We start from the raw sequence: 22,554 nt of genomic DNA, 5'->3' as shown, positions 1-22,554 counted from the left end.
TGTATACCCTTTTTTAGTAATTGCCTACTTGAGACCTCAATACGAATAGCAAAAGAGGCTGTGGACAAAATGATTACTCATTTTGTCACAGCCCCACAAATTTAAATTTGGTATTACAGGCTGCTGCAACAACTGCCTGAAAGCAGAAGAAAACGACTTAGGCATAAAGGGCGGTGTAAAACCGTCATGGGATAAAAAGGTCTGCACATTTTGCGGATTGTGCCAGATAGTATGCCCCGGTAAAGCAATCACTGTAAATAAAGCAGATAAAACTCTTAATTTTTCTATGGAAAAATGTATTTATTGCGGTAAATGCTTGAAGGTATGCCCAACATCAGCCTGGTCAGGAGAACATGGTTTTATAGTTTCATTTGGTGGTTTATACGGAAATAGGATAACAATAGGTAAAAGATTGCTGCCTTTAATTTTCTCAACCGATGTTTTATATAAAGTCATTGACGTTACATTGGCCTTTTTTGAAAAAAATGCTAAAAAAGGTGAAAGGTTTGCCAATACACTTGACAGAGTAGGCTGGCAATTATTAGAAAAGGAGTTAAAAGAAGTATTATGAGTATAAAAGCAGACAGTTTTGTAGATATAACAGATGTAGTCTGTCCAGTGACCTTTGTAAAAGCAAAAATGAGTATAGAAGATCTTGAAGATGGACAGATACTAGAAATTAAAATGAATGAAGGGGAACCCATTTTAAACGTTCCACGCAGTTTTAAGGATGAAGGCCACAAAGTCGTTGAAGTAAATGATAATAATGATGGCACATTTACTGTCTTTGTGGAAAAGGGTGGGCTTTAATGAAATTTACCACTAAACTTTTGCACGGTAATGTCAGCCCTAATGCAGAAACTGGTGCAACGACACCGCCCATTTATCAATCGGCGGCTTTTTACCAGCAAAGCGCCGCTGCAATGGAAAAAATCTTTTCCGGAAAAAAACCAGGATTTGTATACACTCGTGTAAACAATCCTACAATTGATTATTTTGAACGCCGCATGACACTCCTTGAAGGCGGGGTTGGTTCTGTTGCCTGTTCGTCAGGCATGGCTGCAGTATCACTAGCTGTTCTAAATATATTAAAAAGCGGCGACGAAATTGTTTCCGGAAGTGGTATCTTTGGTGGAACCTATTCATTTTTTAATGGCTTATCTGCCTATGGTATAAAGACAAATTATGCCCAAAAAAGCACTACGACCTGTTTTGAAAAATATATCACTGCGAATACACGGTTAATCTTTTTAGAAACCATAGGCAACCCTAAACTTGATGTGCCAGACATAAAAGCCTTTTCCCAACTAGCACATAAGTACCACATTCCTCTTATAATTGACAATACTGCTGCCACTCCATATCTGATACAGCCTTTAAAACACGGTGCTGATATTGTTGTGCACTCCGTTTCAAAGTTCATCGATGGCGGCGGTAACTCAATCGGTGGAACAATAATTGACAGTGGCCGCTTTAAATGGACTGAAGACAAATTTCCTCTCATCAAAAATTTTACCCAATATGGGCCATTTTGTTATCTAGCAAAACTGCGTGCAGGTTTATTTAAGGATATTGGCACCTGTATGGCTCCCTTAAACGCTTACCTGATTAATTTAGGGCTTGATACTCTTTCTCTAAGAATGGAAAGAGTTTGTGCCAGTGCCAATAGACTTGCCAGCTATTTAAAAAATTGCAGTAAAATTAAAGCTGTAAATTATCCCGGTTTACCCGAAAATCCTGACCACGAAACAGCAAAGAGACAATTTGGTGACAAATATGGCGCCATTTTGACAATACGAGTAGGTACAAAAGAAAAAGCCTTTACCTTGATAGATAATCTAAAGTATGCACTTAATGCCGCCAATATTGGTGATTCAAAGACATTGGTAATTCATCCAGCTTCCACTATTTATGCAGCAGATACTGAGGAACAAAAGGCAAATGCCGGCGTTTATGACGATCTGATAAGAATCTGTGTTGGCCTTGAAGATATTGAAGACATTGAAGAAGATTTTAAACAAGCATTGGCTAAAATATGATTAGTTTTTTTCAAAAATAACATATGCAGCCATTTCTATTATCATAATGATAATTTAATGATAAAATAAAACCGCCACTATCTATACACAACTTTCATAGATAGTGGCGGTAATAATATTAGCAACAATCTGGCGGAGCCTAATGGCTCCGTCTTTTATTTAAAAAATTTTTTTATCTTATCCTGCCAGCTTTTCTGTTCAGGATTTACATTTTCATTTTTCTCATCAGCAAATTCACGTAAAAGTTCCTTTTGTCTTGCAGTAAGTTTCTGTGGTGTCAAGACTTTTACCTTCACATGCTGGTCACCGCGTCCGCTACCACGAAGATAAGGAATACCTTTCCCCTTCATACGCAAGATCGTACCTGACTGTACACCTGCTGGAACAGATATTTCCACTTTACCATCAAGTGTAGGGACTTCAATCTTATCGCCAAGTGCAGCCTGTACAAAGGAAATAGGAACTTCACAGATAACATCATTTCCTTCACGATGGAAAAATTTATGTGATCTAACTGTAATATACACATATAAGTCACCTGGGCTGCCACCTCGTTCACCCGCTTCACCGCCGCCGGACACACGAATCCGCGAATTATCGTCCACACCAGCTGGTATCTTTACATCTATCTTGCGGCGCACACGTGTATGACCTTCACCACGGCAAGTCGGACAAGGTTTCTTTATTATCTTGCCTGTTCCACCGCATCTGTCACATGTACGTGCATTTACCATACGGCCAAAAGGCGTATTATGAACTTCCTGTACCTGTCCTGTTCCATGACATTTAGGGCATTCTTCTGGCTGTGTCCCTGGAGCTGCTCCGCTCCCATGACATGTTTTACATTCTTCCATCCGCGGGATAGTAAGTTCTACCTGTTTACCAAAAGCGGCATCTTCGAAATCAATTTCCAAATTATACCGCAAATCAGAGCCTCTTTGCGGTCCACGGCGTCTACTACTGGATCTACCGCCACCACCGAAGAAAGCATCAAAAATATCACCAAAGTCAGATGTACTGCCATCACTGAAACCACCAAAACCACCGAAGCCGCCGAAACCACCAGCACCAGCGCCTGCACCGGCACCACCACCGGTAAAAGCGGCATGGCCAAACTGATCATACTGTGCTCTTTTCTGTGAATCAGACAGCACTTCATAGGCTTCATTTACTTCTTTAAATTTTTCTTCTGCTTCTTTGGGATTGTCTTTATTAAGGTCAGGATGGTATTTGCGGGCCAGTTTTCTAAATGCTTTTTTTATATCAGCCTCAGTGGCATCTTTTGCAACACCGAGTACTTCGTAATAATCTCGTTTTTCGCTCACTTTATCCACCTTGATATATAGATGAACCTGATGATTTTATATTACTACAAAATCATCAGGCCATTACTATCTTATTATTAACAACATCTAATTATTTCTTGTCATCTTTTTTATCATCATCAACGACTTTATAGTCAGCATCAACTACATTATCGCCGTCTTTTTTAGCATCATCAGGACCAGCCTGTGTCTGCTGAGCATCAGGATTAGCACCTGCAGCGCCTGCAGCTTGTCCATTTGCTTGAGCCTGCTGATAAGCAGCTGCACTCATTTCATAGAGTGGTTTTTGCAATTCTTCTGTTGCTTTCTTGATAGCTTCTACATCTTTACCCTTCAAAGCTTCCTTAACTTTATCGCAAGCCGCCTGTATCTTTTCTACGGCTGCTTTATCAGCTTTATCGCCAAGATCCTTAATTGCTTTTTCTGCCTGATAAACCATGCTGTCAGCCGTATTTCTTGCATCTATTTCTTCTTTACGTTTTTTATCTTCAGCTGAATGAGCTTCTGCTTCTTTTACCATACGATCTATATCTTCTTTGCTCATACCGCTATCAGACTGAATAGTAATCTTCTGTTCCTTACCTGTTCCCAGATCTTTTGCCGAAACATTGACTATACCATTAGCATCAATACTAAATGTAACTTCAATACGAGGAACACCTCTTGGAGCTGGTGGAATATCCGCAAGTTCAAATCTGCCAAGTGTCTTGTTACCAGCTGCCATTTCACGTTCACCCTGTAATACATGAATGTCAACTGAAGGCTGGTTATCAGCAGCAGTGGAGAATATCTGGCTTTTTGAAGTAGGAATTGTTGTATTTCTTTCGATTATTTTAGTGCAAACACCGCCCAGTGTTTCAATACCAAGGGACAACGGTGTTACATCAAGTAAAAGGACATCTTTTACATCACCGGCAAGAATACCACCCTGGATAGCTGCACCAATGGAAACACATTCATCCGGATTTACACCGCGGCTTGGTTCTTTGCCGAGTTCTTTTTTAATTATTTCCTGTACAGCCGGAATACGTGTAGAACCACCAACAAGAATTATTTTATTAATATCATTTACAGTAAGTCCTGCATCGGCCAAAGCTTTTCTCGTAGGTTCAATCGTATCCTGTACAAGATCAGCTGTTATTTCATTAAATTTAGCACGTGTCAGTGTAAGGTCAAGATGCTTAGGACCGCTGGCATCTGCTGTAATGAAAGGTAAATTTATATTTGTAGAGGTCATATTAGAGAGCTCTATTTTTGCTTTTTCTGCTGCTTCAATCAAACGCTGTGCACTCATTTTGTCCTTTGACAAATCAATGCCATTTGATTTTTTAAATTCATCAACCATCCAGTCCATGACGCGTTTATCAAAATCATCGCCGCCCAGATGCGTATTACCGTTAGTCGCTTTTACTTCAAAAACACCATCGCCTAATTCCAAGATGGAAACATCAAATGTACCACCACCAAGGTCAAAAACAAGAATGGTTTCATCTTTGTCTTTATCCAAGCCATATGCCAAAGAAGCTGCTGTCGGTTCGTTGATTATACGTAAAACTTCAAGACCTGCTATCTTCCCAGCATCTTTCGTAGCTTGACGCTGACTGTCATTAAAATATGCCGGAACTGTAATAACGGCCTGTGTCACTGTTTCTCCAAGATAAGCTTCTGCATCAGCTTTGAGTTTTTGCAAAATCATTGCTGATATTTCTGGTGGGGTATAATCCTTACCATTAACAGTAACTTTATAATCTTTTTCACCCATATGACGTTTTATTGAAGCAATTGTCCCATCAGGATTTGATACTGCTTGTCTTTTAGCCAATTGACCTACAAGACGTTCTCCATCTTTAGTAAAACCCACTACTGAAGGAGTAATACGGCTTCCTTCTGGATTTGTGATAACTGTTGGTTCTCCGCCTTCCATAACGGAAACTACGGAATTAGTTGTACCTAAATCGATACCAATTATTTTTGACATTATACATTTCCCCCTATATCTTTATGTACTATAAAGTTGTTAATTATCTTTTTTAATTTCCCCGCAAGGCCAAGCTTTCAATCTTTCTACTCCTTTTAGGGAAAGCTTTTCATTTAATTTGAAACTACTTTTACCATTGCCGGACGTATAACGCGTCCATGAACCATATATCCCTTCTGTAATTCCTGTTCAATACTGTCATCTTCTTTTTCAGCGTCTTCTACACGCATTACAGCTTGATGGAAGTTGGGATCAAACTTCGCTCCTTCCGTTTTTATAACTTCCAAGCCATTCTTTGTCAAAATTTCCTGGAACTGATTAAAAATCATTTTTACACCGTCCACAAAAGCTGTGCTATCATTGCTTTCAGTTGTTATTGCCCGTTCAAAATTATCTAAAACCGGCAACATATCTTTAACAAAGCCTTGTAGAATTACTTCCGATATCTCCGATTTTTCCTGATTGCTGCGACGACGGAAATTAACAAAATCTGCCTGCAAGCGCTTAAAGCGTTCTTCTGCTTCTGTCAAAGCTTTCTTCCCTTCCTCAATCTGGGCTTCTAACAAAGCTGCGTCATCTGCCTCATTTTTTGTTATATCCGCATTATCAACATCATCATTACTTTCAGCGGCAAGTTCCTGATCGTCCTTCGCTTCGTTGATTTCCTTTTGCATTTCTTCCAGCTTTTCGCTATCTTTCTTTTTCATTTCATCTTTCATGTGCGGCATACTGACCTCATCTCTTTTATTAAATTCTATATAAAGCGTTTCAATATACGAGCCATATTTTTATTCATAAATTCCAACAATGCTATCACTTTACCATATTCCATGCGTGTCGGTCCCAAAACCGCTATAGTGCCAAGCGGCTGTCCGTCAAGATGATACGTTGCTCTTATTATACTGCAGTCCTTAATAGTTGTGTATTTATTTTCCTGACCGATTGTAACAGTAAGATTTGCCCCTTCATCCTGCATTCTGCTGTAAAGGATATCACGCAAAATAGGTTCTTCTTCCAACATCATCAATATGTTTTTCACTTTGTTTATGTCATGAAATTCTGGTTGTTCAAGCAGTTGCGGTGTTCCTTCTGTATAGATCTGGTTACGTTTCTTTCCGGTTAAAGCATGTTCTATAATATCAACTATTTTATTAAACGCTGCTGTATCAACCATCTGTGAACGCATTTTATGAATGGCACCCATGCGAATCTCACTTATTTTTTTGCCGGAAAGATAATCATTAAGTGCTGACGCCAGCTGCTCAAAATCAAGCATCGACGTATCATGTGGCATTTTTATTATCTTATTTTCAATATAACCAGCATCGCTCATAATAGCAGCAACAACATGCTCATCATCAAGCGGCACAAATTTTATATAATTGAATACAGCTTCGGCCAATTGCGGTGTTATCACCATTGAAACATTATTGGTCAAATGCGATATGATTTTAGCGGTCTCACGAAATACGCTGTCCATCCGTTGTACTTTTGTATCGTACCATTTCTGAATCATGCCCATTTCTTCATCTGTAATCTTAGTAGGTTTAAGTAGATCATCTACATAAAAACGATACCCCTTTGACGAAGGTACTCGTCCAGAAGAAGTGTGCAGATGCTCAATGTAACCTAAAAATTCTAAATCAGCCATCTCATTACGTATAGTTGCCGGACTTATACCTAAATTATATTTTCTTGCAATAGTACGGGACCCCACCGGTTCGGCTGTTGATATATAATCATCAATAATAGCCTGCAATATACGTTGTTTTCTTTTATCAAGCATTACAACACCCCCTCTACTACCTATTTTAATAACCGGTGGATATTTATTAGCACTCTCAATTAGTGAGTGCTAATTTCTAATTAAGAATATACAACCATTTAATCAAAATGTCAAGAAATTGACAGCAAATTTTATTTAGAAAAATATTCTAATTACATTATATGTTATATAATATAAATTAGCTTTACATTATATCATTGGAGAAAATTCTATGAACCCTACTGCATTTGAAATGCTAAAATCACTGGACACAGCTTTTAATGAAGATCTGCCAACAAAAGAAAATTTGCAAGCTGAACTTATATATAATAATATAAGCCAAAGAAAAAGTATAATTACTTCTTTGGAGCAATTATTAAAAAATTGTACAAGTTTTGATTTTGCAGTGGCTTTTATTACCAAGAGCGGTCTGCTTTTACTGAAGGACTGCCTGCATCTGCTCGAAAAAAATAAAATTCCAGGTCGCATAATCACATCTGATTATTTAAATTTCACTGATCCGGCTGCCTTAAGCGAAATAAGCAGTTTCACCAATATAAAAATACGCATATACAATAAAAATAATTTTCACGCGAAAGGATATATTTTTAAAAGAAAAGACGATGCTTCCATTATCATAGGCAGTGCCAATGTCACACAAGAAGCCCTAAAGGCAAATGAAGAATGGAATGTTAAGCTCACCTGTACAAAAAATAGTAAATTTTATGAAAAAACGATAGATGCATTTACTACACTTTGGAATGATTCTAAAATTCTCAGCACTGATTGGCTGCTAGGCTATCAAGAGCGCTATAATCTATCCCAAAAAGCCCGTCAAAAAAGTGCAGTTTTTAACCTTACCAATGCAGTACCTATAATTGCTAATGCAATGCAAAAAAAAGTACTTAAAGCCTTAACCCAACTTCGTCAGCAAGGAAAACAAAAAGCCTTGCTTATTTCCGCGACAGGAACCGGAAAAACTTTTCTTAGCGCCCTCGACATAAAAAACTTTCAACCGCGCAGAGTGTTATTTATCGCACACCGTGGGCAAATACTATATCAAGCAGAAAAAAGCTATAAAAAAATATTGGGCAATAATATCTCTACTGGTTTTTTAACAGGCCGCCAAAAAAATTTTGATGCTGATTTTATCTTTGCTACTATAAATACACTGTCAAAAGAACATATTATAAACTATTTTTCCCCTATAGCTTTTGATTACATAGTCATTGACGAAACCCATCGTGCCGGTGCCCATGGTTATCAGCGTATTTTTACTTATTTCCATCCCGCTTTTATACTGGGCATGACAGCTACACCTGAACGCACAGATGCTTTTGATATATATAGTTTATTTGACAACAATATTGCCTATGAAATCCGTCTGCAAGAAGCAATGAAAACAAACCTGCTCTGCCCTTTCCATTATTTTGGCATAACTGATATTGAAATAGACGGCCATCCTGTTGACGATAATATTTCTTTCAATAACTTGATTTGCCATGAGCGCGTTATCCATATAATAAAAAAAGCCGCCTTTTATGGGTACAGCGGTACGCGTGTGAAGGGTTTAATTTTCTGTCGTTCTATCGAAGAAGCACACGCACTTTCTTGTGCCTTCAATAAAGAGGGGTTCCACACACTAGTCCTTTCAGCCAGTGATCCTCCCCAAACCAGAAATGAGGCAATAAACAAACTTGCCCAAGCTGAACGAGAAGGCGGCCTTGACTATATTTTTTCTGTTGACATTATGAATGAAGGCATAGATATACCCGCGGTAAACCAAATAATTATGCTGCGCCCTACGCAATCTCCCATTATATTTGTACAACAGCTGGGCAGGGGATTACGTAAATATGCAAACAAGGCTTATCTCGTAGTCCTGGATTTTATAGGCAACTATACTAATAACTTCATGATTCCCATAGCACTTTTCGGCGATAATTCTTATAATAAAGACAATCTCCGCCGTTGTGTAAGTGATGGAAAAAATCTTTTATACGGTCCTTCAACTGTCAACTTTGATGCTGTTGCCCGAAAAAACATTTATTTATCCATAGATACTGCACGCCTTAATGATACTTCCGTTCTGCGTAAAGCGTATACGGATTTAAAAAACAAACTTGGAAAAATCCCAGCCTTGAGTGATTTCACCAAATTTGGTACTGTAGACATATTGAGATATATAGAAAAATTTGGCTCATATCACTCTTTTTTGCAAAAATATGAAGCTCAATATACTATTGAGCTATCCTCTACACAAGAAGAAATACTTACCTTTATCTGCAAACGCTTTGCTGCTGGTAAAAGAATATATGAAATAGAAATGCTAAGAATGCTGCTTCTAAACAACAATAGTCTTTTTTCTGAATTTATAAATCTTCTCCAAAAAAATTATAAAATAATTTTAACTAGTGAAGAAAAAAAATCAATTATCAATAATTTAACCAATACTTTCACTATAAGCAACGAAAGAGAAAAATATAAGCACTGCATTTTTATAAAAAAAGTTGCTGATGATTATATGATTGCTGATGAATTTTCCTATTGTCTGCAAAATAAACCTTTTAAAGACAAATTAAAGACGTTATTAAATTTTGCCATTACACGTTACCAAAAATACTACACAAATAATTATCCGCACACTAGTCTTTGCCTATACAGAAAATATACTTATGAAGAAGTCTGCTATCTGCTTAACTGGCCACAAAAAATAAATCCTAATGCAATGGCTGGTTACTTCTACGAAAGCACGACTAAAAGTATGCCATTTTTTATAAATTACATCAGCTCGAAACAAAAGCGTGTCGCCTATACTAATAAATTCACAGATAACAGACATATAAATATCTATTCAAAGAAAAATAGGAAAATTAGCTCCTCCGATGCCATACATATATACAGCACTACCGAAGAAAACCACCTGTACCTATTTGTTCGCAAACCATTCGAGCAAAAAGAAAGTAAAGAATTTTATTTTCTTGGTGAAATCAAGGCTGTTGGTAAACCGACTCCTGCACCACAATTCAACGGCTTCGAAATTATTTGCGAATTAACAGTACCAGTCCGTGCAGATATTTTTGATTATCTCATAGAATAATCATCGACCTAAATTTATTACAAACGTTTTCTTGCTATAACCTCACGCATTTTACTGATATTCTTCATATAGGAATCATGATTTTTTATCGCCATTCCAGTATATAAAAGATCTATGATCGCCATGTGGATTAACCTGGATGCGACTGCTTCTGACCGATAGTGCACCTCCCGCCCCATCCCATTTAATGCTATATTAGCAAGCTTCGTCAAAGAAGATCTAGCATAGCTTGTTATCGCAATTATCTTTGCCTTACTATTTTGGGCTATTTTTATCGATTCCAGCAATTCGATTGATTCCCCAGTATGCGATACAGCGATCACTACATCCTTATCAGTAAGAAGAGAGGCTGAGGTAAACTGCTGATGCGAATCACAGTAAGCTTGGACTGGTATGCCAAAGCGAATGAAACGCGTTTCAATATCACGGCAAACAGTAGCAGAATTACCAAAACCATAAGCGACAATCCGTTTGGCATTACTAAGTATCTGGACAGCCTTTTCCACATCTTTAAAATCCAACAACTTCAAAGTATCTTGCAGCCCATCCGAAATATTTTGGAATATCTTTCCAGCAATTACATCATACGTATCATCCACATTTATATCCTGATAAACGGTTTCATCAGGAGAAAATATCTCTCCCGCAAGTGCTATTTTTAATCCTTGGAGACCACTAAATCCAAGCTTTTTACAAAATCTGGACACAGTCACTTCCGAGCTATCTGTATTTACAGCGATATCTGAAACAGTCTGCTCAATAAAACTTTTGGCATTCTCCAGTATATAATCAGCTATACGTTTCTCTGATTTAGTAAGATTGTCATATGAACTGCGCAAAATTGGTAATTGTATTTGGTTCTCTTTTTTCATCTATATCTCTCACTTCAAAATAAATTATATATCTTATTGTACTATAAAAAAGAGAAAAAGAAATCCCTGAGCAAATGATGTAATGATCACTCTGCTTAGGGATTTCTTTTCTTACCCTATTATGATGTTTTTATGTTTTTTATGTCTTTGTCTATTGCTTTCATATCTGGTACAACTGTGACTCTTAACTCTGCATATTTTTCAGTCAATTCCATATCTTTACAAATATCATCTAATTATTGTTATATGTTATTATTTTCTTTATAACTTTAACCTTATATAAATATAGAAATTAACATCACCCCAATAAGTCCCATTACAGAAATTATCGTTTCTAAAGCACACCAAGTTTTTACTGTTTCCTTCACAGTAAGACCAAAAAATTCTTTAAAAAGCCAAAACCCAGGATCATTTGGTGGGCTTATTATCAAGCTGCCTGCTCCTGTGGCTAATACCATTAATTCAGGACTCACACCAGTCACTGCAACAAGAGGTGCAGCAATTCCTGCTGCCGTCAACGCTGCAACAGTAGCAGAACCACAAGCAATACGAATGACGGCTGCAATAAGCCAAGTTAAAAGAAGCGGCGACATATTTGAACCAGATAGCAGTTCACCAATATACTTACCAACACCACTATCTATAAGGATTTGCTTTAATGCACCACCGCCACCAACAATCAAAAGAATCATTGCTATCGCCACAACTGCATTTTCAACAGTTTTCATTATCTCACTCATAGACTTTCCTCTGCTAAGTCCAAAAGTATATATAGCAATACTTACCGAAATAGCAAGTGCCATATCAGGTGTCCCCAAAAAGGTCAATACATTAAATAATGCCGAATCCTTAGCTAATGTTAATTTTGCAATTGCTGCCGCTGCCATTAGCACTACAGGAACAAGTGCCGTAAAGATACTAGTCATAAAGCTTGGCATTTCTTCATCCTTAAAGACTTTAGGATTATACAGACCATCTGGTATTTCCGGATTCAACCCTTTTACACAATTGTAAAATAAAGGACCACTTACTATTGCCGTAGGAACAGCTATTATTGCACCATATACAAGAGTAAGTCCTATATCAGCATTATAGATTACAGCGATAGCTGTAGGGCCTGGATGTGGTGGTAAAAAACCATGGGTTACAGAAAGGGCTGCTGCCATAGGAATTCCCACTTCTAAAAGAGGTATTTTAGCTGAAGCGGCAATTGTAAATACCAATGGAATCAACAATACAAACCCTATTTCATAAAATAATGCTATCCCCACAATAAACCCTGTAATACACACGGCCCATTTTACGTTTTTACGACCGAATACATTGATAAGAGTAGTTGCTATCCTTTGTGCGCCGCCACTCTCTGCCATAAGTTTCCCAAGCATCGCACCAAAAGATACCACTATAGCTAGGCCACCTAACGTTCCTCCCAATCCTTTTTCAATTGTAGGGATTATCTGAGTAATTGGAAGCCCTTCAGCATACCCAACAATCCCCGCTACTAAGACCAATGATAAAAAACTATTAAGCTTTACCTTAACAATTAAGAAAAATAAAATGGCAATCCCAACGGCCAATATGATTAATGGCATAAATATTCCTCCTCTAAAATAATTTAATCATTTTATAATAATATCTATTTATATGTATTCTTTAGATAAGTGCAAAAATTATTAATATAATACTAATTAATTAAAGATGTATTTTATACTGCGATACAATTCTCTGCAAACTTATTTTAAGTATCCACAGAAAATCGTACCGCAAATATAATATACACATATAAAAACTATTGTTTCTCTAGATCAATTATAATGTTCTTGCCATTTATGATGGAACACACCGTCTTTATCTATTCTTGCATAGGTATGTGCGCCAAAATAGTCGCGCTGCGCCTGAATCAAGTTAGCGCCTATTTGTGGGCTGCGGTGAGCATCTATATACTGCAATGCACTTGAAAAGGCTGGTATAGGAATTCCTTTGCGTATGGCAAGGCAAATTATATTGCGCAAGCTGGATTGATTTTCATTTATATTATTGAGGAAAAATTCATCAAACATCAGGTTTGTTAAATTTTTATTTTTCTTGTAGGCTTCTGTTATCTTATTCAAAAATTCAGCTTGTATTATACAACCAGCACGGAAAATGGAAGCTATTTTACCAAAATCCAAATGCCAGCCATATTTTTCACTTGCGGAATTATATAAGGAAAATCCCTGTGCATAAGCAATTATCTTGGCTGCATACAAGCTCTTACGCACTTCTTCTATAAAGTCTTCGCCAACTTTATCATCATATACAGGTGCTGTTATTTCACTTGCAGCTTTTTTGCGTTCTTCCAGTAAGTTAGACAAAACACGTGTATTACATGCTGCGGTAATCATAGAAATATCCACGCCTTGTTTTAATGACTGAATGCTTGTCCAACGCCCTGTTCCTTTTTGTCCTGCACTATCTAATATTTTATCTACTAATTGGCCAGGCTGCCCATTTTCATCATTTTCAGCAAAAATATCCGCTGTTATGCCGATAAGATAACTGTGTAATTCCCCTTTATTCCAATCATGGAAAATCTGTGACAGTTTTTTATTATCAAAACCGCCTACATGGCGAAGCAGCAAATAAGTTTCTGCAATAAGCTGCATATCAGCATATTCTATGCCATTATGCACCATCTTTACATAATGCCCAGCTCCATTATCACCAATATAGGTACAGCACGGTTCTTCTCCTACATGGGCTGAGATAGCTTCAAGAATGGGTTGTACATGTTTATACTCATCTTTATTGCCACCTGGCATGATAGACGGACCGAATCTTGCTCCTTTTTCACCGCCTGAAATACCAACGCCAAAATAATTTATACCTTTTTCCTGTAGATATTTATAACGTCTTATCGTATCTTCAAAAAAAGAATTCCCACCGTCAATAATTATGTCGCCCTTATCAAGCTGTGGAATAAGCTCATCAATTACAGAATCCACCGGTTTTCCTGCTTTAATCATCAGCATTACCCGACGTGGACTTTTCAATGAATGCAAAAATTCCGCCAAATCATAAAACCCCTGTAAATTTTTATGCGGTGTTTTTTCCATTACTTCTTTTGTAAGAGAAGCTGTACGATTATACGCAGCCACCTTAAAACCGTGATCTGCCATATTGAGTGCGAGATTACTCCCCATTACGGCCATGCCAATTATTCCAATATCCATATCCGCCATTATTTTCACCTAACCCTTTCTATTGTAATAAATTCTTCTCTTCTAAATTATATTTCAAAATCATAAAAAAATGTATTTTTTTATGGTTTTTTATCAATGTAATTGGTTTTGATAAGAAACAATATCTGCAAATTCCTTCTGTAAATTATAATATAACCTGCTAAATATATCATACAGTTGTTTATAAGTTTCTACATTTTCAGCTATAGGTTTGTAAGTCTTTTTGATATTAACAAGTTTTGCGGTATCGTTAATGCTTTTTATAGTGCCATCAGAAATAAAACCTAAGACTGCAGCACCAAAAGCAGCTCCTTCACTATTATCAGGCAACACTAATTCTTTTCCCAAAACATCAGCTAATATTTGCAACCATAAAGAAGATTTGGTAAAACTGCCGCTTACCCTTATATCTTTAATCTCACCAAAATCCTGTAATGCCTTAAACACACTATTAAGGCTGTAACATATGCCTTCCATAGCAGCGCGTATCATATGCGAACGCCCGTGGTTTAATGAAAGGCCAAAGAACATACCGCGCAATTCCGAGTTCCAGTAAGGTGCCCGTTCCCCTGTAAAAAATGGCAAAAGTATTAATCCATCAGCTCCTGGTGCTACATGGCTCGCTTTTAATGTCATTAAATCATATGGATCAACGTCAATATTTTCCATTTGATTTTTACTATAATGGCAGACTTTATCGCGAAGCCAGCGTAATACCATACCTCCGTTATTTATAGCCCCGCCGGCAACCCACATCTCATCAGTAAGATTATAACACCATGTTCTCATATATTTATCTACCCTTGGTTTCGTGGTAAGCATACGTAATGCACCACTCGTGCCTATAGTAGCACTTAACTGGCCAGGGTTCACCGCACCAATTCCCACATTGACCAAAACACCATCAGTAGCTCCAATAACTACAGGTATTCCACATGACAAATGAAGACGTTCAGCAATCTGCCCGTCTAATAAAGCATGATAGGTTGTCGATACAACAGGTGGTAACGCATCCTTTTTAATGCCCACATATTTTAAAATATCTTCGTCCCAATCCATTTTGCCCGCATTATACATTCCACTGGTACTTGCGGTGGAATGGTCTATAACCCATTCACCTGTAAGATTATAAAATATATAATCCTTTAATGAACCTATATATTTCATTTTTTGAAAAGTATCCTTGGCATGTTTGCGCAGCCATAAAATTTTTGCTAACGGATAACACGCATGAATAGGACAGCAAGTCTTATTATAAAAATTGTGGGAAAGAGTATTATCCTTTTTTAATTCACGTACTATGTCTAAGCTGCGGCTGTCCGCCCATGTCTGCATATTCATCAATGGTTTTTTCGCGCTATCTAATCCAGCGAAACTATGCATGACCGTACTTAGAGCTATTCCTGCTGGTTTTAGATTTTTGTAGCGAAGCTGATCGACAGTATTTCTTATAACCTCTTCAACTGCCTCATATATTTGAAAAGGGCTTTCTTCTGCCCAATCCGGCCGCGGTGTCAATAAGGGATAAAAAGCTTCAGACGAACATATATTAGTAGAATCAGCATTATACGCGATAGCACGTACTCCGGTAGTACCGACATCTACACCTACCCATACCTTATTTGAAGAATTAGTCTTCATGGAAAATACCTGCCTCCCTGTATGGAATATAATTTATTTTCTGAATAAATAGTAGCACATACCTATATATTTTGCAATATAAAAATCATTATTTTAATATTTTTTTGAAGTTATCATGTCATTTTATTATAGCTCCAGTTCTTCCTATATACAAAAATTTAATTTTGCCAATAACAAAAGCCTCTGTCAAAATAACAGAGGCTTTTCGTTTTCCCAATGGGAAAACACATTTACTTCTTAAAATCAATTCAGCATTTCTCTGACGACATTATTTACTAACCGGCCATCAGCTTTACCTTTTACTTCAGGCATGATCATTTTCATGACCTTTCCTATATCCCTAGCTGTTGATGCTCCGGTCTTTTCCACTGCATCTTTCACTAAGGCACGTATCTCATCTTCCGACAGTTGTTTAGGCAAATAAGGCATTATTACAGCAATTTCTTCCTCAGTCTTTGCAACTAAGTCGTCTCTGCCGCCTTTTTTGAATTCTGTAAGTGATTCTTGGCGCATTTTAAGTTCTTTACTTATAATGCTGATTACACCATCGTCATCAAGATCAGTCTTGCCATCAATCTCAGCCTGACGTACTGCCGAACGCATTGAGCGGATAACAGTAAGACGATCTGTCTGTCTAGCCTTCATAGCTGTTTTCATATCAGCCATGAGCCTATCCTTGATTGACATTTTTTTAACCTCCGCGTTTACTTTAAGCTCTGAATCTACGTTTACGAGCAGCTTCAGATTTTTTCTTACGTTTTACGCTAGGTTTTTCATAGTGCTCACGTTTTCTAACTTCAGCGAGGGTACCTGCTTTTTGGCAAGTGCGTTTAAAACGGCGAAGCGCACTGTCAATCGTTTCGTTTTTTCCAACTTTAACTTCTGACATTTATATCTTCCCTCCCCTCCACACGCAATGGGAGTGTATTTGTTCGCTACACCAAATAATTATAACTGACAACCAGTATAATTGTCAATAATAATTAACCTGGCGGCCATTGCATGGATCTACCGCCGATGAGATGAAAATGAAGATGTTCTACAGTTTGACCACCTTCGACTCCTGTATTTATCACAACACGGAAACCATTATCCGCTATTTTAAATTTCTTTGCCAATTCAGGAATCACATCAACCATTACATGAGATAAAAGGTCTTTATCCTCCGGTGCTAGATCATTTAGACTTTTAATATGTTTTTTGGGCACAATCAAAACATGCACAGGTGCCTGTGGTTCTAGATCCCTAAAAGAAACGACCATCTCATCTTCATATACGATATCAGACGGTATATCCTTAGAAACAATTTTACAAAAAACGCAATCTGACATAACTGCACCCCCGTTCGAGGAAAAATCCTATTTTATAATAGTTCGTTTTTTATTTTACAATCCCTGCCTAAATATTAAAATAAATTCTCACCCCATAATCCATCTTTATATAGTTTAGTCATTTTCATCGGCTGTATACTTCCTCTGTCGAGCTTTTCCTCAGTATAAACCTTGATATAATTGCCCGTATGTCCATCAGTTAAATGATCCTGTCTAGTTTTTTCAATCAGGACAGATAATGTTTTGCCGATAAAGCGGCTGCGATACTCAACTGATTTTTCTTCACTTAATTGCTGTAGGGCATGCGCGCGTTGTTTTTTTACAGTGTCATCGACCTGCTGGGGCATATCAGCCGCAGGTGTACCTTTGCGTTTAGAATAGGGGAATACATGCATACGGCATATTGGTAAAGTCTTTATATACTCTATGCTTTGTCTAAATTGTTCTTCTGTTTCCCCGGGAAACCCTGCTATTACATCCGCAGAAATAGCAATATCAGGTACTTTTTTTACGATTCTTTGTAACAGCTCTGCATATTCTTTTGTCGTATAATGCCTATTCATCATTTTTAGGACATTATCATTTCCCGATTGAAGTGGTAAATGCAAGTGATGGGCAAAATGCTCATTTTCTACCAACAGTTGCAAAAGTGCATCTGACACCTCTATTGATTCCAACGAACCAAGCCGCAACCGTTTTAAACCATCAACAGCCAGAACCGCTTCAACAGCATCAGCCAACGTGATTTTACTTCCCATATCGCGTCCATACGCACCGAGGTGTATTCCACCGAGGACGATTTCATGAAATCCATTAGCGACAAGTTTCTGTGCTTCTTTTTTTATACTTTCAATGGTGCGTGAGCGAAGCGGTCCTCGGGCATACGGAATAATGCAATAGGAACAAAAATTTGTACATCCATCCTGGATTTTTAGAAAAGCCCTTGTCCGTGATTGTATGCCAAACATAGGAATATCTTCAAAATCGTGGTCCTTCATAACATTTTTTACACTTTCCACGAATTCGTGTTTTCCAGCGGCTTCTTCTACCACATCAACAATATGTTTTCGTTCATTTGTGCCGATAACAGCCTTTACTCCTTCAATTTTTCTGATTTCTTCTGGTTCTAATTGGGCATAACATCCTGTAACAGCAATTACAGCATCTTCGTTCAAATGAGCAGCTCTCCGTATTAATTGCCGCGATTTTTTTTCACCCAAATGCGTAACAGAACATGTATTTATTATGTAAGCATCAGCTTTTTCAGTAAAATCAACTATTTCATAACCTCTTTGCCTGAAAAGTCCCATCATCGTTTCTGTTTCAAATTGATTGACTTTGCAGCCAAGAGTAGTAAATGCAACCTTTGACATATAAATCCTTTCTCTCAACCGTTTATCTTTTTCTATATAAATGGACTACTTTTTAAGTCCCCAAATCACCTTTTTCATATTGCATTATCGCTAAGGCGGCTATTGCTGCCGTTTCCGTGCGCAATATTCTTTTCCCCAATGATATGCTTTTTATTCCTGCCAGCCTGCATTTTTCCACTTCAGCCTCGGTAAAGCCGCCTTCCGGTCCTATCATAATGGCATAACTAGCACAATTTAAAGCCTGTAAATATTGTTTAAAAGGTAAAGTATCCTCATTTTCATAACATATGCAAGCTTCATTTTGCATTGCGATTGCAATAGCTGCGGCAAAATCCACTACAGGACATATTTCAGGCCTTATTCCACGGGCACACTGTTTAGCCGCTTCATCAGCAATTTTCTGCCATTTATTTCTTTTCTTTTCTTTTTTTCCTTCGTCATATTTAACGACGCAATTATGACTTTCTACAGGAATTATTTTATTTACACCAATTTCAACAGCCTTTTGGACAATATAATCCATTTTATCAGCTTTAGGCAGGCATTGCAGCAAAATAAGATTAATCGGCGATTCCTGTATATCCTCGATTAATTCAATCAGTGACAATACAACCTGTTGTGGTTCACAACTTTCAATCTGCGTTTTTGCTGTTTTCCCATTTTTATCTGCCACAACAACAGTCTGCCCCGGCTTGGCACGCATCGCATAAAGTAAATGGAGTGCATCCTTTCCTTTAATCACGATGTGTTTAGTTAATTCGCCTTCGATGAATAAACGACGCATCAGCTATCTTCCCTATATTTTATTATTAAAGCCACCCAACCGCCCTTTTCTTTCATATCGACGATTTGCATATTATGCTTTGCAGCAGCTGCCTTTATATCGTCTAAACGTTCTTTAATGATGCCACTCGCTAAAAATATACCATTCTTAGTAAGTTTTTTTGACAAATCAGCAAATAAACGAAGTACTATATCGGCAATAATATTAGCCGATATAAAATCAGCTTTCCCTGTAAAATTTTTTAGTAAATCACTTTGAAAACATTTAATTACATTTTCTACATTATTTTCTTCTATATTTGCCTTAGCAACTTTGACTGCCACATTATCATAATCTGCCGCCTGTATATTTTTTACACCAAGTTTAGCGGCACATATTGCCAAAATCCCCGAACCAGTACCAACATCAAACAACCTTGTCTGCGGTTTTAAATATTCTTCCATGAATTGTATGCACATAGTCGTAGTCGGGTGTGTACCTGTGCCAAAAGCACAACCGGGGTCCAATTCGACTACAATTTCATTTTCCTTTTTGGTATATTCTTCCCATGAAGGTTTCACTACTATTCTTTTACCAATTTTCGAAGGATGAAAATATTTTTTCCAGCTATTAGCCCAATCCTCTTCCTTGATATCAGAAAACATCGTTTCGCATGGTGCCGTATTTACCGTTTGTGATAATTTTTCAATCCGCCCGTTCAATGCCTTGAGTCTGGAATCAAGCAGATGGTCCTTAGGCAGCCATGCATTTACTACCACCACTTCAGTATTTTTTTGTACGGGAATATCCGTATAATCCCACAGCTTCGAATTTATATAATCATTTACGATAGCAGGATCTTCCATTGCAACACCATTTGCCCCAAGATCATCAAAGATAGATGCAATCAAATCCATGGCCTCATGTGAAGTCCTAATAGAAATCTGTAACCAATCCATAATATTTCTCCTCGAATTTTATAACAACTAATATATATATTTATTTATACAATTATCTTGCTTTTAAACTACTTAACCTCATTTATTATAACGGATTGTATTACGATTGTCATTTAAGCGCATCTATTTTCTATACTCTGTAATACAAAAAAAGAAGAGACTCAGCAGCTATTGCACCTGCCGTCCCTTCTTTGCCTAACATTAATTTATCCTTTAAAACATTTGGAAGAAAACAGATCATTCTATTTCGTAAATATTTTGTGTTTCTTGCAGTATATGGTCCCTGGTTTCTTTCGCATTAACAAAATAAGCATGTAATTTTTCTCTATCTTTGCTTTCTATGGCAGCAGTTACCTCACCTAATATTTCCTGTAAAATTTGTAAATTATTAATAATAGCCGTAGCATTTGACAAACATATATCTGCCCACATATCCGCATTGGAAGAAGCAATTCTAGTCGTATCCTTGAATCCACCGCCAGCCAATTTTATACAATCGTCGATATCGCCATAATTACGATTCAAAAGCCCTACTAAAGCCGCCGCAGTAATGTGCGGTATATGGCTTATAAGTGAAGCACAGCGATCATGTCTGGCAAGATCCAACTCCATGATATTCGCTCCTGTCAACTCGATAAGCCCACGAATTTTTTGCATGGCCGGTTCTGGTGTCAACATAGTCTTATCCCTTATAAGCACATAGCATTTATTTTTAAACAAATCCTTTGACGCAGCGACTACACCATTTTTTTCTCTTCCAGCCATAGGATGTGCTGGTACATAATAAATAGACTTGGGTAAAAGTTTGTGCAAAGCATTGGCAATATATTGTTTGGTACTTCCCGCATCAGTTATTATCGCGCCTTGTTTCAAATAAGGAAGTATTTGTTTAATAATCGGTACCATTTGCAATACAGGTGTACTCAGATAAATTATATCTGCATCCTTTGCTGCTTCTATATTACTAAGATAACATTTATCTACTGCCTTCATCTTCTCGGCACTTTTACGGGATTCTTCTGTGCGTGTGGCACCTGTTATATAAATTTTTTCTCCCAGCTTATCCTTTACTGCTAAGCCAAAGGATCCGCCGATAAGTCCTACTCCTAAAATTGCCAATCTTATCTTTACCATATTATTCTTTTCCCATTATAGCAGCTATTTTTTTGACTTCTGCCATAGTAGCTTCAAAATTTTTCGGGGTTAACGATTGGTCACCATCGCTCAATGCGCATTCCGGATGTGGATGGACTTCTATTATCAGTCCGTCAGCTCCCGCTGCCACTGCGGCCCTTGCCATCGGTCTAACCATCTGCCATCTACCTGTTCCATGGCTTGGATCAGCAATAACAGGTAAGTGCGAAAGTTCCTTAACAGCAGCAACAGCACTCAAATCCAGAGTATTTCTTGTAAACGTTTCATATGTTCTGATACCACGTTCACATAATATGATATTATAATTGCCTTCATTAGCTATGTATTCCGCAGCATTAAGCCATTCACTAATAGTAGCTGACAAACCTCTTTTTAATAAAACCGGCTTATGGGTTTTGCCTACTTCTTTTAACAATTGGAAGTTTTGCATATTGCGTGCGCCTATCTGCAAAACATCAGCATAATTGCTTATCATATCTATATCGTTCTGGTTTACGACTTCCGTAACCACTCTTAAATCAAATTTTTCACCAGCTTCTTTTAACATAGCCAGTCCTTTTTCTGCCAGACCTTGAAAATCATAAGGAGAAGTGCGTGGTTTAAAAGCACCGCCTCTTAAAAAAGTGGCTCCGCCTTTTTTTACGCATTCAGCAGCTTCCATAAGCTGTTCTCTGCTTTCCACCGCACATGGTCCTGCCATAACAGCCAAATGCTTTCCGCCCACTTTTGCACCATTAACATCGACAATCGTATCTTCGGGACGGAATTCGCGGCTAACTAATTTATATTTTTCTGTAATATGAACCGTTTTTTCCACTCCTGCAAACGCATTCATTTGAAGCCCAGAAATAATTTTTTTATCGCCTATAACACCCACAATAGTCCTGATAGAACCTTTTGATAAATGATAAGACAAACCTTCCGACTTAATTTTTTCTTCCACCTTGTTCAAATCCTCCTGTAAAGCGTCAGGTCTCATTACAATAATCATCTTTATTCCTCCCAAAAATCATCAAAAAGAACACAATTGCC

General features: G+C 37.5%; 20 protein-coding genes. 4 read left to right on the top strand and 16 right to left on the bottom strand.

Annotated elements, in window-relative coordinates; translation table 11 throughout:
* Window positions 1–82: 82 nt before the first annotated feature.
* From EDC37_RS09130 to EDC37_RS09120, 3 genes are read left to right on the top strand one after another with little or no spacing between them, the layout of a single operon-like run.
* Window positions 83–571: a 4Fe-4S binding protein gene (locus EDC37_RS09130; protein ID WP_231040089.1), complete on the top strand. Its 489-nt coding sequence runs from the start codon at window positions 83–85 to the stop codon at window positions 569–571.
* Window positions 568–810: a sulfurtransferase TusA family protein gene (locus EDC37_RS09125; protein WP_196589903.1), complete on the top strand. Its 243-nt coding sequence runs from the start codon at window positions 568–570 to the stop codon at window positions 808–810. Before EDC37_RS09130 ends, EDC37_RS09125 begins: the two co-directional genes overlap by 4 nt.
* Window positions 810–2,039 carry an O-acetylhomoserine aminocarboxypropyltransferase/cysteine synthase family protein gene (locus EDC37_RS09120; protein WP_132550595.1) on the top strand — a complete coding sequence of 410 codons (1,230 nt, stop codon included), beginning with the start codon at window positions 810–812 and terminating at the stop codon, window positions 2,037–2,039. Before EDC37_RS09125 ends, EDC37_RS09120 begins: the two co-directional genes overlap by 1 nt.
* Before the next feature lie 155 nt (window positions 2,040–2,194).
* On the opposite strand, the gene dnaJ is transcribed toward EDC37_RS09120, so the two are convergent.
* The 4 genes from dnaJ to hrcA all read right to left on the bottom strand — a co-directional run bounded on the left by dnaJ (window position 2,195) and on the right by hrcA (window position 7,128).
* Window positions 2,195–3,364 (bottom strand): molecular chaperone DnaJ, encoded by a 1,170-nt coding sequence (gene dnaJ, locus EDC37_RS09115; protein WP_132550593.1) that lies wholly within the window; start codon window positions 3,362–3,364, stop codon window positions 2,195–2,197.
* A gap of 91 nt (window positions 3,365–3,455) precedes the next feature.
* Window positions 3,456–5,342 (bottom strand): molecular chaperone DnaK, encoded by a 1,887-nt coding sequence (dnaK, locus tag EDC37_RS09110; protein ID WP_132550591.1) that lies wholly within the window; start codon window positions 5,340–5,342, stop codon window positions 3,456–3,458.
* Between the two features lie 113 nt (window positions 5,343–5,455).
* Window positions 5,456–6,070, bottom strand: a complete 615-nt coding sequence (gene grpE / locus EDC37_RS09105; protein WP_196589902.1) for a nucleotide exchange factor GrpE — start codon at window positions 6,068–6,070, stop codon at window positions 5,456–5,458.
* A gap of 26 nt (window positions 6,071–6,096) precedes the next feature.
* Window positions 6,097–7,128, bottom strand: a complete 1,032-nt coding sequence (hrcA, locus tag EDC37_RS09100) for a heat-inducible transcriptional repressor HrcA (protein WP_132550589.1) — start codon at window positions 7,126–7,128, stop codon at window positions 6,097–6,099.
* Between the two features lie 211 nt (window positions 7,129–7,339).
* Here hrcA and EDC37_RS09095 point away from each other — a divergent pair, with 211 nt between their 5' ends.
* Complete coding sequence (locus EDC37_RS09095; protein WP_132550587.1) at window positions 7,340–10,207, top strand: DEAD/DEAH box helicase; 2,868 nt, start codon at window positions 7,340–7,342, stop codon at window positions 10,205–10,207.
* Between the two features lie 17 nt (window positions 10,208–10,224).
* On the opposite strand, the gene EDC37_RS09090 is transcribed toward EDC37_RS09095, so the two are convergent.
* The 12 genes from EDC37_RS09090 to aroF all read right to left on the bottom strand — a co-directional run bounded on the left by EDC37_RS09090 (window position 10,225) and on the right by aroF (window position 22,513).
* Window positions 10,225–11,079, bottom strand: coding sequence for a MurR/RpiR family transcriptional regulator (locus EDC37_RS09090; protein ID WP_132550585.1), 855 nt, complete (start codon window positions 11,077–11,079; stop codon window positions 10,225–10,227).
* Window positions 11,080–11,354: 275 nt separating this feature from the next.
* The gene (locus EDC37_RS09085) at window positions 11,355–12,671 is read right to left on the bottom strand and encodes a gluconate:H+ symporter (protein ID WP_132550583.1); all 1,317 of its coding nucleotides are present in this window, start codon (window positions 12,669–12,671) and stop codon (window positions 11,355–11,357) included.
* A gap of 213 nt (window positions 12,672–12,884) precedes the next feature.
* Window positions 12,885–14,300 carry a decarboxylating NADP(+)-dependent phosphogluconate dehydrogenase gene (gene gnd / locus EDC37_RS09080; protein WP_132550581.1) on the bottom strand — a complete coding sequence of 472 codons (1,416 nt, stop codon included), beginning with the start codon at window positions 14,298–14,300 and terminating at the stop codon, window positions 12,885–12,887.
* Between the two features lie 93 nt (window positions 14,301–14,393).
* A complete protein-coding gene (locus EDC37_RS09075; RefSeq protein ID WP_132550579.1) occupies window positions 14,394–15,941 on the bottom strand; it encodes a gluconokinase in 1,548 nt (515 codons plus the stop codon).
* A 243-nt stretch (window positions 15,942–16,184) separates the two neighbouring features.
* Window positions 16,185–16,628 (bottom strand): GatB/YqeY domain-containing protein, encoded by a 444-nt coding sequence (locus EDC37_RS09070; RefSeq protein WP_132550577.1) that lies wholly within the window; start codon window positions 16,626–16,628, stop codon window positions 16,185–16,187.
* A gap of 22 nt (window positions 16,629–16,650) precedes the next feature.
* A complete protein-coding gene (gene rpsU / locus EDC37_RS09065) occupies window positions 16,651–16,830 on the bottom strand; it encodes a 30S ribosomal protein S21 (RefSeq protein ID WP_132550575.1) in 180 nt (59 codons plus the stop codon).
* A 94-nt stretch (window positions 16,831–16,924) separates the two neighbouring features.
* Complete coding sequence (locus EDC37_RS09060; RefSeq protein ID WP_132550573.1) at window positions 16,925–17,272, bottom strand: histidine triad nucleotide-binding protein; 348 nt, start codon at window positions 17,270–17,272, stop codon at window positions 16,925–16,927.
* Between the two features lie 74 nt (window positions 17,273–17,346).
* On the bottom strand, window positions 17,347–18,645 hold the full coding sequence (gene mtaB, locus EDC37_RS09055; protein WP_132550571.1) for a tRNA (N(6)-L-threonylcarbamoyladenosine(37)-C(2))-methylthiotransferase MtaB: 1,299 nt from the start codon (window positions 18,643–18,645) through the stop codon (window positions 17,347–17,349).
* A 52-nt stretch (window positions 18,646–18,697) separates the two neighbouring features.
* On the bottom strand, window positions 18,698–19,429 hold the full coding sequence (locus EDC37_RS09050; RefSeq protein WP_132550569.1) for a 16S rRNA (uracil(1498)-N(3))-methyltransferase: 732 nt from the start codon (window positions 19,427–19,429) through the stop codon (window positions 18,698–18,700).
* Window positions 19,429–20,367, bottom strand: coding sequence for a 50S ribosomal protein L11 methyltransferase (gene prmA / locus EDC37_RS09045; RefSeq protein ID WP_132550567.1), 939 nt, complete (start codon window positions 20,365–20,367; stop codon window positions 19,429–19,431). Before prmA ends, EDC37_RS09050 begins: the two co-directional genes overlap by 1 nt.
* 237 nt (window positions 20,368–20,604) lie before the next feature.
* Complete coding sequence (locus tag EDC37_RS09040; RefSeq protein WP_132550565.1) at window positions 20,605–21,501, bottom strand: prephenate dehydrogenase; 897 nt, start codon at window positions 21,499–21,501, stop codon at window positions 20,605–20,607.
* A 1-nt stretch (window position 21,502) separates the two neighbouring features.
* On the bottom strand, window positions 21,503–22,513 hold the full coding sequence (gene aroF / locus EDC37_RS09035) for a 3-deoxy-7-phosphoheptulonate synthase (RefSeq protein WP_132550563.1): 1,011 nt from the start codon (window positions 22,511–22,513) through the stop codon (window positions 21,503–21,505).
* Window positions 22,514–22,554: the final 41 nt, after the last annotated feature.

Source organism: Pectinatus cerevisiiphilus (genome assembly GCF_004341685.1).
Lineage (GTDB): Bacteria > Bacillota > Negativicutes > Selenomonadales > Selenomonadaceae > Pectinatus > Pectinatus cerevisiiphilus.
The sequence above is the reverse complement of the archived record's forward strand: the minus strand, read 5'-3'. Positions and strand labels throughout refer to the sequence as shown.